The sequence below is a fragment of the Paenibacillus chibensis genome, from assembly GCF_004001045.1.
Lineage (GTDB): Bacteria > Bacillota > Bacilli > Paenibacillales > Paenibacillaceae > Paenibacillus_AQ > Paenibacillus_AQ chibensis.
The window spans coordinates 1-15287 of record NZ_BIMK01000010.1; the positions used below are offsets into that span (position 1 = coordinate 1).

The following is a 15287-nucleotide window of genomic DNA, read 5'->3' on the forward strand; positions in this document are numbered from 1 at the left end:
TTTATAAATTCTATAATCTTCAAAAAGCCTGACCGCTATAATGCGGTCAGGCTTCACTCTATGCATGAACAAAGTTGTATTTACAGTGCTTTTCCAACGATAGGCTCGCTTTCGGTTGGCCCGAAAGACACGTTGATGTTTTGCTTCAGTTCGATCGCCCCATCCTTCAGAACGATATGTTCATTCAGTCGAAACGGCGTTTCAATGCCCTGGATCGTGATCAGAACTTCGTCTGCGGAAATCCAGGTAAAGCTGGATGCGGCACGGCCATCCTCGCGGTTGAATGCATCCGATTGCCCGGGCAGCCAACGCTGCCGCCCAAGACGCAGCTTCTCTTCCTTCTTCGAGTTTCGTATCGTCAGGAGGGCTTCATCCGCCTGGAAATCAAGACGGAGGCTTTCAATACCGAATTCATTGGTATCCAGCATGTATGTTACTCCGCTGATTTCATCCTCACGAACAGACTCCCCGTTATGCTGCGGCGGGTCCAGGCGAAGACTCTTCAAGTAGTCGCTCAGCCGTTTCTCTTGCTCAATTTGCTCATCCCCAGCCCAGGAGTCCGGCAGAAATGCGTCCAGCAGATGATCCCACACACAGTTCAGTACGCCTTGCAGATCGTTCGTGCCGGATGTCATGGCGATGACGGCATCCTGCTCCGGCAGCACGATACAGAATTGTCCGAAGGCTCCATCGCCGCGGTAGGCGTGATGGCGGCATTGCCAGAACTGGTAGCCGTATCCCTGCGCCCAGTCGCTGTCGCCTCCATCGCCGTTCGAGATTTGCTTGCTTGTCGCTTCGATGATCCAGCTCTCCTCGATAAGCCGCTTATCCTGCCACATCCCTTTTTGCAGATACAGCTGACCGAATTTGGCGATATCCTCGGTGGTTACATTCAGTCCGAATCCGCCTGTATGTATGCCCCGTGGACAGGTTTCCCACGTCGGATGCTGGGTGCCGAGCGGCTCGAACAGACGGGGACCCAGAAATTCGAGCAGATTCTGTCCCGTCGCCTTCTGCAAAATCGCCGAAAGCATGTAAGTTGCGCCCGTGTTGTACAAGAAATGCGTTCCCGGTTCATGAACGACCGGCTCATTCAAAAAAGCTTTGACCCAATTGCCGTCCTCCGCCGAGTGAAGCGCATCCATCGTGTCTTGGTCATGACCGGTTCCCATCATGAGCAAATGACGGATTTGCATCGCCGCGAGATGGTCGGATATTTCCTCCGGCAGTTCTTCCGGAAAAAAGGAAATCACCGGATCATCCAATGTCAGAATGCCTTCATGCACGGCCATGCCGATCGCGGTCGAGGTGAAGCTTTTGCTTAGGGAAAACAGCATGTGAGGCAGCTCGGGCGCATAAGGATTCCACCAGCCTTCTGCGGCAACTTGTCCATGGCGAAGCAGCATGAAGCTGTGGGTTTCGATCTGCCGCGCTTTCAGGCTTTCCAGGAAGCCGATCACGCTACTGGCGGAAATGCCTAATTCCTTCGGGTTTTTTCGTGGAAGTGGTACATGCGTGTTCTGCATACGTTTTCACTCCTTTGTTTGGTATAAAGCCATGAGATCATAACCACAAGCGTTTCAACTCAAAAAAGAATGATTAATAATGATCATTATTACATAATTTAGGAAGTATGGATAGGAGTTTAGATGACCTGCTGAAACAGGATTGGAGGCAAAAGGAATGACAAAAACCCGCAATTGCATCTTATGTCTTCTGATTGTCATGTTCATGCTTAGCGGATGCTCCGTCAATTCGTCGACCCCAAATCAGAAAACGCTTACATTGTGGTACTGGAACCGGGGTTTGGATGACAAGCTCATTCAGGCCGTGCAGAAGCAGTTCCCCGACGTGCGCATCAATGCCCAAAAGATTGGCGGCGACTTCAAATCCAAGCTCAAAACCACCTTGGCGGCAGGCAGCAGCGGCCCGGACATCGTCGCGTTCAACGACTGGGTCACGGAACTGTTCCCGAGCGCCGACCGTTTCTACAATCTTTACGACCTCGGCGCAAAGGAACTCGAGCCGGATTACCTGGATTGGAAATGGCAGCTTGGGGTAACGCCCGAAGGTAAAATGATCGCCATGCCGATCGATACCGGACCGACTGCTCTTTTTTACCGCGAGGATCTCTTTAAGCAGGCTGGTCTTCCCACGGATCCCGAAGAAGTTCACAAACAGATGGGCACCTGGGAGGATTATTTCAAGGCTGGTGAAAAGCTGAATCAGGCATTCGGCGGCAAAGTGAAGCTGACCGACAACATCGGCGGCATCTACACGCAGGTAAACGCTCAATCCGATTCCGTCTATTTTGATAAAAATGAGGAGTTTATTGGAGAAACCCCGGCATCTTCCATGAAAAAAGCCTGGGACTTGGCGGTTCAAGCTTCCCAAAAAGGCCTGCTCGCCAATACCAATTCGTTCACCTCCGAATGGAACGCCGCCATGAACAACGGCAAAATCGCCTCCTTCGTCGGCGCCGTATGGTGCAAGCAGATTCTGATGGATGCTGCGCCCGATACGGCCGGCAAGTGGCGCGTGGCGCGCGCTCCGGGTGGTGACGGCAATAACGGAGGCTCTTTCCTCGCGATCATGAAAACGAGCAAGCATCCGAAGGAAGCCTTCGAAGTCATGAAATGGCTGCTGAATCCGGATAACCAGGTGACGGCCTTCAAAGACGTGAACCTCTTCCCTTCCGCCACCAAGGCTTTGGACGCACCTATCATGAAGGAGAAAGAGGATTTCTTCGGCGGCCAGAGCACCGGCGACATATTCACCGAATCCGCCCGCGGCGTCAAACCGGCTTATTTCGGCACCAAATATGCGAATCTGAACGGGATTGTCAGCCGTGAGCTGCAAGCCGTCGCCTTGGGGAAAAATCCGGAAACCGCCTGGAATGCCGCCCTGAAACGCGTGAAGAAAGAGCTCCTCCGCTAAGGATTTTATGGCAAAAATTTTATCAGGGAGGTTACAACTATGGGTGAACCGCTTCGTCAACCGCTGGAGCCGCGGCAGGTGCATGCCGTGTCCGCCAAGCGTAAATGGTCATCGGCAATCTGGAAGCACCGTAAAGAATATTTGGCGATATCGCCTTTCTATATCCTGTTCGCCGTGTTCGGATTATTCCCGATCCTCTTCTCGATGTACCTCTCCTTCCAAAAGTGGGACGGCATCAGCGAGATGACCTTCAATGGCATCAACAATTACCGGTTCATGCTGACCGATCCGGAGTTTTGGAAAGCTGTCCGCAACACGCTGCTGATCTGGATCTACTCGACGATTCCGATGCTGTTTTCGGCGCTCGTCGTCGCATTTCTGCTCAACGCGTCGTTCGTGAAATTCCGGACCTTTTTCCGCATCGGGTATTTCCTGCCGAATGTCACTTCTTTGGTCGCGGTATCCATCGTGTTCAGCACGATCTTTTCCAACAATTACGGACTTCTAAATTATATCTTCTCGCTGTTTGGCCTGAATCCCGTGGAATGGCTTAACCATACATGGGGCATTCAGCTGGCGGTGTCCTTTATGGTCATCTGGCGCTGGGTGGGCTACAATGCCGTCATTTACCTTGCGGGCCTGCAGAGCATCCCGTCCGTGCTGTATGAAGCTGCCAAAATCGACGGCGCATCCGGCGTCCAGTCCTTTTTCCGCATCACACTACCCAATCTCCGGCCGATCATCCTGTTTACCGTCATTACGTCAACGATCGGCGGCATGCAGATTTTCACGGAACCTCAGGTTCTGGTCGGCAACGACGGCGGCGCCAACGGGGGCGGTCTGACGATCGTTCTTTATTTATACCGGGAGGTTTTCATCAATAACTATTTCGGTTACGGCTCGGCTGTCGGCTGGGGAATGTTCGTGCTGATCGCGCTTTTCTCGATATTCAACTGGAAAATGGTCCAGGGAAGCGGCGCCAAATGATGGTCAATACCTACCGGGAGGGATACGTATGATACGGAGCAAAAACCTTTTATTATATTTGGGTCTGATCTTGGGACTCATCGTCTCGGTGTTTCCTTTCTACTGGCTGGCCGTCATGGCGACGCGTACCACGCCTGAAATCTACAGTTTCCCGCCAAAGCTGTGGTTTGGATCGCATTTATTCGATAATATATCCCGCGTTTTCGATAGCATCGATTTTTTCCGGACGCTGCTCAACACGCTCTTCGTCGCTGCAGCCAGCACCGTTCTGGTGCTGTTCTTCGATTCGCTCGCCGGCTACACCTTCGCCAAATTCAGTTTTCCCGGCAAAAAGTGGCTGTTCGTGCTGCTGCTTGCGACCATGATGGCGCCTGCACAGCTGTCTCTCGTCCCTTCATTCGTGATCATGGCCAAGTTCGGCTGGGTGGGCTCGTTCAAAGCGTTGATTATTCCCGGGATGGCGAATGCTTTCGGCATCTTTTGGATACGGCAGTATGCGGAGGAGTCGGTTCCCTCGGAGCTGCTCGATGCGGGAAAGATCGACGGCTGCGGCTTTTTCCGATTGTATTGGAATATCTCGCTTCCTATTCTAAGACCGGCTCTTTCCTTTCTCGGCGCATTTACCTTCATCGGAGCCTGGAACGATTATTTGTGGCCGCTGATCATTCTGAACGATGAACGGAAATTTACGATTCAGGTCGCGCTTGCTTCCCTGAACGGCATTTATACGACCGATTATGCGCTTGTCATCGCCGGTACGCTGCTTGCCGTCATTCCGCTCATTGTCATGTTCCTGTTCGTCAGCAAGCAGTTTGTATCGGATATTGCCGCCGGCGCGATCAAGAGCTGATGAACGCCGCTACGTAAAAAACCGAAAGCACCGTCCGGCGAATCAGGGTATACTAGGAGGGAGATCACATATACTGGAGGACTTATCGCAAATGAAAGATTTCGACCGTATGCTGGAAAAATACGCTGAACTCGTCATTCAAGTGGGCGTCAACATTCAACCCGGACAGGTGCTGCTCGTGCAGTCTCCTCTGGAAGCCGTGGATTTCACGCGCCATGTCGTTTCGAAAGCCTATGAAGCCGGAGCCAAATTCGTTCAGGTCGACTGGGATGATGAAAAGATAACGAGAATCCGCTATGAAAAAGCCCCTGACGATTCCTTCGGCTACTATCCGAAATGGCAGGCCGACACGATGGAACAGCTCGCCGAAGGCGGCGGAGCGGTTTTACATATTAAAGTGCCCGATCCTGAGCTTTTCCGCGGCATTGACTCCGCCAAAGTATCGACAGCTGTTAAAGCTGCTGCCGTAGCCCGTGAAACCTATCAATCCTATGTTCGCAGCAACAAGGTAACCTGGTCACTCATCAAAGCTCCTACGAAAGCCTGGGCTGACAAGGTATTCGCCGACCTGCCGGAGGAACAGCGGATCGAAGCGATGTGGGAGGCCGTATTCCAAATGAACCGTGTCACGTCCGACAATGATCCGGTAGCGGCCTGGAAGGAGCATATCCAAACCCTGAAGCAAAAACAGGAATTCATGAACCATAAACGCTATAAAGCGCTGCATTACCGTGCGCCTGGAACCGATCTGCACGTCGAAATGCCGGATGGTTATCTGTGGCTGGGCGGCGGGGATTACAACGAAGACGGTAACTATTTCGTCGCCAATATGCCAACCGAGGAAATTTACACGATGCCTCATCGTCTGGGCGTGAACGGTGCGGTATCAAGCACGCTGCCGCTGAACTTGAACGGACGCCTGGTCGAAGGCATCAAGCTGACATTCAAAGACGGCAAAGTCGTCGAATATGCTGCCGAATCCGGCCGCGAGCATCTGACTTCGCTGCTTGAAACGGATGAAGGCGCTTCTTACTTGGGCGAAATGGCGCTCGTGCCTGCGGACTCTCCGATCTCCAAGATGAAGCGGGTGTTCTTCAACACCGGTATCGACGAGAACGCCTCCTGTCACTTTGCGCTCGGGAGCTCCTATCCGGTGAACATCGAGGGCGGCACCAAGCTGAGCAAGGAAGAGCTGCTGGCGCGCGGGGCCAATGTCAGCCTCACGCATGTCGACTTCATGGTGGGCTCCGCGGAGCTTGAGATCGACGGCGAGCTGCCGGATGGCACCATGGAGCCGGTCTTTAGGAACGGCGTCTGGGCCGAATGATCGGATAAAGCAACGAAGTAAGGATTGTTCTTATGGCATTGCCTGCCGTAAGAACAATCCTTTTTCATTTTACAAGCATTAAACTTATCCTCTGGCCGCCTCGGAAGCAGGCGTCCCGGATCTGTGCGGGGTTGTCCCCATCATGACGGAGTCCTTCGGCAAGAGGAGCGCCAGCAGCCCGAGGAGCGGCAAAAAGGCGCATACTTTCGTCATGAACTCAACCCCTTGCGTATCCATCAGCCATCCCATGGCGACGGATCCAAGACCGGCCATTCCGAACGATAATCCAAAAAACAGTCCGGCCACCGTCCCGACATGACCCGGAAGCATCTCTTGGGCGTACACAATAATGACGGAAAAGCCTGACATCAGAATCAACCCGATGCATACGCATAAAACGATGGAAACGGACGGTCCGGCATATGGCAGCAGCAGGGAAAACGGCGCCGTGCCAAGAATCGAAAACCAGATCATTTTCTGACGGCCGAACCGGTCGGCCAGCGGTCCCCCGATAAACGTTCCGACCATGCCGGCGAATTGCAGGGCAAAGATGCTGATCTGGGCATGTTTAAAGGACAAGTGATATTTGTCCATAAAATAAAAGGAATAATAGCCCGTCATGCTGGCCAAATATACGAACTTGGAAAACAGCATGAGAATTAAAATTCCAAGAACATATGCAATGAAGCCTCTGCTAAAACGTCTTTCCCTTACGCTCGCCTTGTTGTTCGCCGCTCTTGCAGCGGGCCGTGTCTGGACACGATACCAGCGGCTGATTCCGAATTGAAGAACGAAGCCGATTCCCGCAAGCACGATGAACCAAAGAAAGCCCAGCTGACCCTGAGGGCTGATAATGAACGCTGCCATCAATGGGGCAAATGCCTGACCCGCATTGCCGCCGACCTGAAATACGGATTGGGCAAGACCTTTGCGTTTGTTCATCGCCAAATGGGCAACCCGCGAAGACTCCGGATGGAGAACGGATGAACCGATTCCGATCCATGCCGCCGACAGAAGCAGCCATCCGAGCGAGGGCGAGAAGGCAAGCCCGACCATACCGAGCAGGGTGAACAGCATGCCAAGCGGTAGCAGCAGCGGCACAGGCCGCCGATCCGTATAATATCCGATGGCGGGCTGTAGAATGGAAGCCGTGATATTCAGCGTAAAAGCGACCCAGCCAATCTCAACATAGCTCAGCTGCATCTGCTGCTGAAAGAGAGGAAACACCGAAGGCACGACCGACTGCATCGCATCGTTCAGCAGATGTGCAGCGCTGACCCCCAGCAATACGGCGAGGGCCGGATTCGGCGCCGCCTTGCTTAAGCTTTGTTCTGACATTTCTCCACATCCTTTTTTTTCAATCATTATAGCGGCCCTTGCAGCGTGTGTCGCTTGCGATTATTGCGAAAAACAAGCACTTTATGCTATAGACACGAATGCGTTCCGTGCATACAAAAAAGGCAGCCAAGCCGCATCATGCGGACTTCGCTGCCTGTATTCATGGTATTCCTCCCTAACCCCGATCCGATCAGCTTGCGGAGCCAATCCGCGCCAGCTTGCTCTCATCCAGCTCCAAAATGATCGGACAGTGATCGCTTCCCAGGACATCCGCATCAATCCGCGCATCAGTAAGCGCCGGGACGAGCCGTTCGGAAACCAGAAAATAATCGATTCTCCATCCGATATTCCGTTCCCTGACCTTCGGCATAAAGGACCACCAGGTGAATGCATCATTGCGTTCCGGATGAAAATGCCGGAATGAATCCACCAAACCCGCACCGAGCAGTTCGGTCATCTTGCCGCGCTCTTCATGCGTGAAACCCGAGTTGCCTATATTGGATTTCCAGTTCTTCAAATCCAGTTCCTGATGAGCTACATTCAGGTCACCGCAAACGATCACGGGTTTTCGAGCATCCAGCCCTTGGACGTACCGGCGGAACCGTTCCTCCCATTCCATGCGCAAATCCAGCCGGGACAGGTCCCTTCTTGCGTTTGGCGTATAGACATTCACCAGATAAAAATGCTCGAATTCCAGCGTAACCAGGCGGCCTTCCACCTCCCCGTCCTCCTCGATGCCGTAATATTCGGAAAGAGGCTTCATTTTCGTGAACACCGCTGTGCCCGAATACCCCTTCTTCTCTGCATAGTTCCAATACTGCGAGTACGCTTCACCGTAATCCAAACAAATCTGGCCTTCCTGGAGCTTCGTTTCCTGTACGCTGAAAATATCCGCGTTCATTTCCTTGAAATACTCATTAAACCCTTTATTCACGCAGGCCCTCAAGCCATTGACATTCCATGATACCAGTTTCATCGGCCGTTCCTCTCCTTGCATCGTCATGATTCATTTCTGTGAATTTCTTTTCATAGTGTATCATACTCTTGCCGTCATGGCAGTTGCCATTCATGGGCAGGCGGTGAACGCGAAACTTCTTCACGCCATAATCCCGATGGCTATGGTAAAATAGCAGAACCGCTGTTTAATATTCATCTTGGAAAGAAGGCTATGAAAAATCAATGAGATCTTCCCTCACCGTCAAATCATTTAATTTTCTTTTCTTTGCTCTATTATCCATGTTCATTCCGTTCCTGCCGCTGTATTTCAGCGAGCAAGGCCTGAACGAGACCCAAATCGGTACGATCGTCGGCATCGGCGGCTTCATTACGCTGATTGCCCAGCCTCTGTGGGGGATGATCAGCGACCGGACGCGGACGATCCGCAAGGTACTTCTTATTTTGGTGCTGATGTCTTCGGTTACAGGATACCTGCTCTATAGCACAAGCAGCTATGCCTTGATCGTTCTGTTCGTGATGCTAACCTATTTCTTTCTGATGCCCATCGATCCGTTGACGGAAAGCCTAAACTTCAGAGTCGCTGAATCCGCGGGCATCAGCTACGGTTCGCTTCGGACCTTTGGCGCCCTGGGCTATGCGGTCATGTCGCTGCTCGCCGGATATTTAATGACGAAATATGGTGCCGGCAGCCTTGGTTACACCTTTGCGGGGCTTGGCATTATCAGCCTTCTGGTGACATTCTTCATGCCGGACGCGCCCGTATCGGGCAAACCGGTGACAATCCAGAGCCTGAAAAATTTTTTGAGCAATAAGGAAACGCTGCTGTTTCTTGTTCTGGTGTTTATCAGCTCCATTCCTGCCCGAATGAACGATACGTTCCTTGGACTCTACATCAAGGATCTCGGGGGCAAGCCCAATCTGCTGGGACTGGCCTGGTTTCTGGCCGCGGGAAGCGAAATTATTGTCTTCTCCCTCAGCTTCTGGTGGCTGCGCAAGAACAAAGAGCTTGCCATCATATCCATCGCCGGAGCCTTTTACTTTATCCGCTTCTTCATTTCGGCATGGATTACGGATCCGAACTGGCTGGCCTATATCCAGCTGCTGCAGATTTTTACGTTCCCGGTATTTTACACCGCGGCAATCCAGTATTTGTACAGCATTGTGCCCGTGGAATGGAGAGCAACGGGACAAACCGTGCTTGCATTGCTTTTCTTCGGGGTATCGGGGATTCTGGCATCCTTTGCCGGGGGCGCGTTGTATCAGGCTTTTGGAGGTAAAGCGATGTATCTGACCATTTCTGTCATGTCATTCATCGGCATGATCTTCGGCATTGTTTTGTACCGAATATATGGTCGCCATAAATCTTCACAGGTTTCCTAGAGCTTGTGATCGAGGAGGGAATCCCATGAACCGGTTCCAGGACTTTTTAGAACTGGACTATGCATATTACGAGACGTTTACAGAACGAATCGACACCGCCTGGGGGGCTTTGTTTTGCAATGAAATGCAGGCCGATTACTATGATGCGAACCACGCTCACATCACGGAAGAGGTTCGTGATCCCCAGGCCGTGATCGATGAAGTCATTCGTTTCTATGAATCGAGGAACATCACGCCCAGATTTTATATTTATAACCTGGAGCTGCAAGCGAATCTCCTGAACGCACTGGAAGCCAATCAATTCCGCAGCGAGGAAATGATCAGTCCCGTTCAGCTATGGGACGGGCGTCTTGATATGAAACCTTTGCGCTCAGGGAACACCGTGGAACGCGTCGATGACCGCAATGTCCAGGAAGCGCTCCAGATCGAATGCAGCATCCAAGAATTCGGGGGCAAGGAGACGGTCGAAAAAGTGTTCATGGAGCAGTGGGCCCACCCCTCCTACTCCCACTATTTGCTGCGGCATGAAGGCATCCCTGTGTCTACCGCCTGCCTGTTCGAGCAGAATCGCCAGGCTCGTCTGGAGAGCGTAGCGACCCTTGAGAAATTTAGAGGAAAAGGGCTTGTCGGAGAATTGATCCGCTATATTCAGCATGAAGCTGATCTGCGCAAGGTACGCCAATTGTGGGTGTTCCCCATCAATGAAATCATTGAAAAGGTGTATCAAAAATACGGGTTCCAAACGGTAGACAGCCTGAAGAGCGTGCATGCGTTCGCGGGCGGTCAAAGCATCCGAGAGATTCGTGGCCATGAATAACAAAAACGGCGCTTTCCGGTTCATCACCGGATTAGCGCCGTTTTTAGATTTCAATCTTGGAATTGCACCCAGCCTGCAGCCAGATTTTTGCGGACCCAGCGCACGTGATCCGGGTTCTCGTATTTTCGCGAGTAGCATTCGATGACGAGGATCAAATCGAAATATAAATCGTATAGCTTCCGGCGTTCCCGTTCATGCTGCGAATCAAACCGGTTCCCGTACCCCCGGTAAAACGCCTCCGATGGCTCCATTTTACCGAAATAATATTCAAACAGCGGATCTCCCCAGAGCGCGCGCTCCCAATCGATGATCGCATGAATCCGGCCTTCGTGCACGAACACGTTCCCATTCCATAGATCCCAATGAACCAGCCGCGGCTCTGTGACTTCATCCAGAAAAGGCAGCTTTGCGGCGACCGCTTCTTCGATTTCCTCGTAGGAAGCCGGAAGCTGCACACCAAGTCTGCGCCCATCCGTGAGCAGATCAGCCATCAAAGCAGCAAATACTTGACCCCATGAAGCAAACAATTTTTCCGGTGACGCTACGAAATGCCCGAAGCTATCCCCTCTAATCTCGTTAATTTTCCGGTTATACCGTCCCAAGTCTACCTCGATCCGTTCTCTTTCGTCAGCGGACATCGATTCCTTGATTAGATTGTAGGGCTGACCGGGAACCTTCTCCATTAAAAAATATGCATGCGGAATCAGATCCTGGCTGTTATCGTAAGCGTACACGTTCGGAACGGGAATCGCTCCCTCTTTCCGTACAAGCTTCAGCACTTCCACTTCATTCTTCATGATGTTCTTCTCGCAAGTAAGCGTCTCGACCTCTGCACCCGGAGCAACCTTAAGAATAACGTTCTCGCCGCTGCTCAGCGCAAGATCGTATGCGGTATTAAACCATCCATTCGTCAGCTCCGTCCGGTGAACGACGCTCGTACTCTCGCCAAAATGCTTCCCGATCAGCCGATCGAGCTGCTCCTCGGTCAGTTTAGCTTTTGTCTGGCTTTCCATGATACATCACCAACATTTCTTGAATGAATAGGGTTTGTAAGTTCTGATCCCATTGTAACGGGTATGCCAGCTGCTCTTCCAGCCTTTTTATGTATGTCAGCCATATACTCAATAATAACGGGCTTGGAACTCGAATCCTTACAAAAAAACTCAGATGTGCTAAGCCGTTCATAGGCTGATGCGCACCTGAGTTTATTTAATGCTTGTTATTGATTTGAAAAGGCCTTGCCTTTCGTTACATTGTGAACGTCATACATGATGACCTTCGTGCTGATGATGTATTCCGGCGGCTGTTGTCCTTTTTTATCGCGGTGCCCCTGCAAATGCGCGTCGCTCTTCTCCCAATTCTTCCACGCTTCCCTGGATTCCCAGCGAATCATCACGAGCACTTCTTCTTCCTCCTTGCTGATCTTGGAGCTCATGACCGTCTTATCGACCAGCCCCTCCATTTCGTCCAAGGGACCCGGTTTTTTGAATCTCTCTACCACTTGCTCAGCGTTCCCCGCTGTCACGACCATCCTGCGTGTTTGAATGAACATTATGCTGCCTCCCTATATGTATAAGCTGTAAACACATAATCTACATGTAATATTCTATTTGATAATGATTATCAATGTCAATGTGTTATTTTAAACGCTTCCCTTTCATATTGTCTCAAACGATAGCTTCTGGTTTGTCGTTTTCAAAAAAATTGATACAATAGGATAGAGTATTTATGAAAATCAAATGATGTATTCTTTTATTGGAAGAGAGGAAATGTAAAATATGATTATTAAACCGAGAACTCGCGGATTCATCTGTACCACCTCGCATCCTGCAGGCTGTGCAGCACAGGTTCAGGAACAAATCGATTATGTGCAGTCCAAGCCGCAGATCCAGGGGCCCAAAAATGTGCTGGTCATCGGCGCCTCCACAGGATATGGACTTGCTGCTAGAATTACGGCCGCTTTTGGTGCTCGTGCCAATACGATTGGCGTATATCGTCCAAGCAGCGGTTCCGAGAAACGCACGGCTTCAGCCGGATGGTACAACTCTGCTGCTTTTGAGCAAGCGGCGCAGGAAGCCGGGCTGAAATCCTTTAGCGTAACAGGCGACGCCTTTGCGAAGGAAACGAAGGAAAAAGTCATCGAAGTGATCAAAAAAGAGCTCGGCAAAGTCGATCTCGTGGTCTACAGCGTGGCATCTGCCCGCAAAACCGATTCGCAAACCGGTGAAGTGTACAACTCCGTGTTGAAGCCAATCGGAAAGACTTTCACCAACAAGACGGTCAATTTCCACACGGGTGAAGTCACGGAAGTAACATTGGAGCCAGCGACGGAAAAAGAAATCCAGGACACGGTGGCCGTTATGGGCGGTGACGACTGGGAAGACTGGATCCGGGCGCTGCGCGGAGCCGAAGTGCTCACGGAAGACGTTACGACGATCTCCTACTCGTACATAGGTTCCGAAATTACTCAGGATATTTACCGCGACGGTTCCATCGGACGGGCTAAAGATCATCTGGAAGCCACAGCTCTGAAAATGAACGATGAGCTGAAGTCCACGGGCGGCCGGGCATACGTTGTCGTCAGCAAAGGCTTGGTAACGCAGTCCAGCTCGGCCATTCCCGTAGTGCCTCTCTATATTTCTTCCCTGTACAAAATCATGAAAGAAAAAGGGATTCATGAAGGCACCATCGAGCAATCTTACCGTTTGTTTGCAGACCGCCTGTATGTGGAAGGTGACACGCCAGTCGACAAATCCGGACGTATCCGTATTGATGACTGGGAGCTGCGGGAAGACGTGCAGGCCGAGGTTGTCAAGCTCTGGGACAGCGTGACTTCGGACAACATCTACGAGCTGACGGATCTCGAAGGATATCGGCGCGAATTTTTCCAGCTCTTCGGGTTTGAGACCGAAGGCGTGGATTACGAAGCCGAAGTGGACCCGGATGTCAAAGTGCTTCATTCGATCTAATTTCCTTTCAAAAGGGCTCGCCGCCATTGCGGCGGGTCTTTTTTGTGTGCCTCTTTGCTTCATTTTAGCCGCTTCCTGCTTTCAATTCGCTTGCCGTTGTACATTTGTGTTTCCATGGCGGACAAATCCGCCTTTTTTTCATTCTCTAATGACATAGGACTAGCAGTTCCTGTTTTTAAACCGTATAATGATAGCGGGTCCGATATCATTAAAGCGTTCTCATCTGACTCTAATTTCCAGTTCACAAAACTCGGAGGAATGTATTCATGAGATTAGAAAAAGACTTTCTCGGCACCAAGGAAGTACCTGAAGAAGCATACTATGGCATACAAACGATGCGGGCAGCGGAAAATTTCCCGATTACCGGCCAAAGAATCCATCCGGAGCTGATCCGGGCCATGGCCATGGTCAAAAAGGGAGCCGCCATCGCTAACATGGAGATTAAACGACTGCTCCCTTCCAAGGGTGATGCGATCGTACAGGCCGCAGATGAAATCATAGGCGGCAAATGGCTCGATCAATTTATCGTCGACCCGATCCAGGGCGGAGCAGGAACGTCTATTAATATGAACACGAACGAGGTCATCGCGAACCGCGCGCTCGAGCTGATCGGCAAGGAAAAAGGCAGCTATGCGGACATCAGCCCGAACAACCATGTCAACATGGCACAGTCTACCAACGATTCGTTCCCGACGGCGGTCCATCTGGCCACCTTGACGATGATCGAGAAGCTGCTTGCGACGATGGCGGACCTTCGTCAAGCTTTTGAGAGCAAATCCAAAGAATTCGATTCCGTAATCAAAATGGGTCGTACCCATCTTCAAGATGCGGTTCCTATCCGTCTGGGTCAGGAATTCCAAGCCTACGCCCGCGTGCTGGATCGCGATATCCAGCGTCTTCGCGCGACCAAAAACAACCTGCTGCATATCAATATGGGCGCTACCGCGGTCGGAACCGGACTTAACGCAGACATCCGCTATATCGAGCATGTGGCGGAAGTGCTGGCTGAGCTCAGCGGATTCCCGATCAAGCCTGCCGACCATCTGGTCGACGCCACCCAAAATACGGACGCTTACACCGAAGTCTCTGCGGCGCTCAAAATTTGCATGATGAACATGTCCAAGGTTGCCAACGATATCCGTTTGATGGCCTCGGGACCTCGAGCCGGCCTGGGCGAGCTCTCGCTTCCATCCAGACAACCGGGATCTTCCATCATGCCGGGCAAGGTCAACCCGGTCATGTGCGAAGTCATCAATCAGATCGCCTTCCAGGTTATCGGCAACGATCATACCATCTGCCTTGCTTCCGAAGCAGGCCAGCTTGAACTGAACGTCATGGAGCCTGTGCTCGTATACAACCTGCTGCAATCCCTTGAGATCATGAACAACGGATTCCGCGTATTCCGCGAGCATTGCGTTGAAGGCATTCAAGCCAATGTGGAACGCTGCCGCGAATATGTTGAGAACAGCGTCGGCATCATTACAGCCCTCAATCCGCATTTGGGCTATGAAGTCGTATCGCGGATTGCCCGCGAAGCCATCACGACCGGCAAGCCCGTACGCGAGCTGTGCTTGCTGTACAATGTCTTGACGGAAGAAGAGCTCAATATTATTCTGGATCCTTATCAAATGACGAATCCGGGCATTGCCGGAGCAGAGCTGCTGAACAAGGAATAATGACTTTTACAATATCGGCTGCACCGTCCCAAACGGTGCAGCCTTTTTG

The 15287-nt window shown here is 51.6% G+C and carries 13 protein-coding genes; 8 read left to right on the forward strand and 5 right to left on the reverse strand.

The genetic code is table 11. From position 1 onward, the window contains the following. Positions 1-80: 80 nt before the first annotated feature. Positions 81-1526, reverse strand: coding sequence for a serine hydrolase domain-containing protein (locus tag PCH05_RS09890; RefSeq protein WP_127602225.1), 1446 nt, complete (start codon positions 1524-1526; stop codon positions 81-83). Positions 1527-1683: 157 nt separating this feature from the next. On the opposite strand from PCH05_RS09890, the gene PCH05_RS09895 reads away from it, so the two are divergent. The 4 genes from PCH05_RS09895 (at position 1684) to PCH05_RS09910 (ending at position 6101) form a co-directional block, all read left to right on the forward strand. Further along, positions 1684-2937 carry an ABC transporter substrate-binding protein gene (locus PCH05_RS09895; protein ID WP_127602226.1) on the forward strand — a complete coding sequence of 418 codons (1254 nt, stop codon included), beginning with the start codon at positions 1684-1686 and terminating at the stop codon, positions 2935-2937. A 39-nt stretch (positions 2938-2976) separates the two neighbouring features. Next, a complete protein-coding gene (locus PCH05_RS09900; RefSeq protein WP_127602227.1) occupies positions 2977-3924 on the forward strand; it encodes a carbohydrate ABC transporter permease in 948 nt (315 codons plus the stop codon). Positions 3925-3952: 28 nt separating this feature from the next. After that, complete coding sequence (locus PCH05_RS09905) at positions 3953-4774, forward strand: carbohydrate ABC transporter permease (RefSeq protein ID WP_127602228.1); 822 nt, start codon at positions 3953-3955, stop codon at positions 4772-4774. A 91-nt stretch (positions 4775-4865) separates the two neighbouring features. Then, positions 4866-6101, forward strand: a complete 1236-nt coding sequence (locus PCH05_RS09910) for an aminopeptidase (protein WP_127602229.1) — start codon at positions 4866-4868, stop codon at positions 6099-6101. Between the two features lie 84 nt (positions 6102-6185). Here PCH05_RS09910 and PCH05_RS09915 read toward each other — a convergent pair whose 3' ends face one another. Together PCH05_RS09915 and PCH05_RS09920 are read right to left on the reverse strand one after the other, a co-directional pair. Next, positions 6186-7439 (reverse strand): MFS transporter, encoded by a 1254-nt coding sequence (locus PCH05_RS09915; protein ID WP_127602230.1) that lies wholly within the window; start codon positions 7437-7439, stop codon positions 6186-6188. A gap of 190 nt (positions 7440-7629) precedes the next feature. Next, a complete protein-coding gene (locus PCH05_RS09920) occupies positions 7630-8415 on the reverse strand; it encodes an exodeoxyribonuclease III (protein WP_127602231.1) in 786 nt (261 codons plus the stop codon). A 203-nt stretch (positions 8416-8618) separates the two neighbouring features. Between PCH05_RS09920 and PCH05_RS09925 the strand changes: the two genes are divergently transcribed. Next, the gene (locus tag PCH05_RS09925; protein WP_127602232.1) at positions 8619-9776 is read left to right on the forward strand and encodes an MFS transporter; all 1158 of its coding nucleotides are present in this window, start codon (positions 8619-8621) and stop codon (positions 9774-9776) included. Between the two features lie 25 nt (positions 9777-9801). Then, the gene (locus PCH05_RS09930) at positions 9802-10593 is read left to right on the forward strand and encodes a GNAT family N-acetyltransferase (protein WP_127602233.1); all 792 of its coding nucleotides are present in this window, start codon (positions 9802-9804) and stop codon (positions 10591-10593) included. Between the two features lie 50 nt (positions 10594-10643). Here the strand turns inward: PCH05_RS09930 and PCH05_RS09935 are convergent, their stop codons facing one another. Continuing rightward, entirely contained in the window at positions 10644-11606 is a 963-nt protein-coding gene (locus tag PCH05_RS09935; protein ID WP_127602234.1) for a phosphotransferase family protein, read from the reverse strand. A 206-nt stretch (positions 11607-11812) separates the two neighbouring features. After that, on the reverse strand, positions 11813-12145 hold the full coding sequence (locus PCH05_RS09940; protein ID WP_127602235.1) for an antibiotic biosynthesis monooxygenase: 333 nt from the start codon (positions 12143-12145) through the stop codon (positions 11813-11815). 226 nt (positions 12146-12371) lie between these two features. Here PCH05_RS09940 and fabV point away from each other — a divergent pair, with 226 nt between their 5' ends. After that, a complete protein-coding gene (gene fabV, locus PCH05_RS09945; RefSeq protein WP_127602236.1) occupies positions 12372-13562 on the forward strand; it encodes an enoyl-ACP reductase FabV in 1191 nt (396 codons plus the stop codon). A gap of 266 nt (positions 13563-13828) precedes the next feature. Continuing rightward, the gene (gene aspA / locus PCH05_RS09950; protein WP_127602237.1) at positions 13829-15238 is read left to right on the forward strand and encodes an aspartate ammonia-lyase; all 1410 of its coding nucleotides are present in this window, start codon (positions 13829-13831) and stop codon (positions 15236-15238) included. Positions 15239-15287: the final 49 nt, after the last annotated feature.

Coding starts and splice junctions, on each gene's coding strand:
- PCH05_RS09900 (WP_127602227.1), top strand. CDS start 2,977: ATGGGTGAACCGCTTCGTCAACCGCTGGAGCCGCGGCAGGTGCATGCC.
- PCH05_RS09905 (WP_127602228.1), top strand. CDS start 3,953: ATGATACGGAGCAAAAACCTTTTATTATATTTGGGTCTGATCTTGGGA.
- aspA (WP_127602237.1), top strand. CDS start 13,829: ATGAGATTAGAAAAAGACTTTCTCGGCACCAAGGAAGTACCTGAAGAA.
- PCH05_RS09925 (WP_127602232.1), top strand. CDS start 8,619: ATGAGATCTTCCCTCACCGTCAAATCATTTAATTTTCTTTTCTTTGCT.
- PCH05_RS09890 (WP_127602225.1), bottom strand. CDS start 1,526: ATGCAGAACACGCATGTACCACTTCCACGAAAAAACCCGAAGGAATTA.
- PCH05_RS09910 (WP_127602229.1), top strand. CDS start 4,866: ATGAAAGATTTCGACCGTATGCTGGAAAAATACGCTGAACTCGTCATT.
- PCH05_RS09940 (WP_127602235.1), bottom strand. CDS start 12,145: ATGTTCATTCAAACACGCAGGATGGTCGTGACAGCGGGGAACGCTGAG.
- fabV (WP_127602236.1), top strand. CDS start 12,372: ATGATTATTAAACCGAGAACTCGCGGATTCATCTGTACCACCTCGCAT.
- PCH05_RS09895 (WP_127602226.1), top strand. CDS start 1,684: ATGACAAAAACCCGCAATTGCATCTTATGTCTTCTGATTGTCATGTTC.
- PCH05_RS09915 (WP_127602230.1), bottom strand. CDS start 7,439: ATGTCAGAACAAAGCTTAAGCAAGGCGGCGCCGAATCCGGCCCTCGCC.
- PCH05_RS09935 (WP_127602234.1), bottom strand. CDS start 11,606: ATGGAAAGCCAGACAAAAGCTAAACTGACCGAGGAGCAGCTCGATCGG.
- PCH05_RS09930 (WP_127602233.1), top strand. CDS start 9,802: ATGAACCGGTTCCAGGACTTTTTAGAACTGGACTATGCATATTACGAG.
- PCH05_RS09920 (WP_127602231.1), bottom strand. CDS start 8,415: ATGAAACTGGTATCATGGAATGTCAATGGCTTGAGGGCCTGCGTGAAT.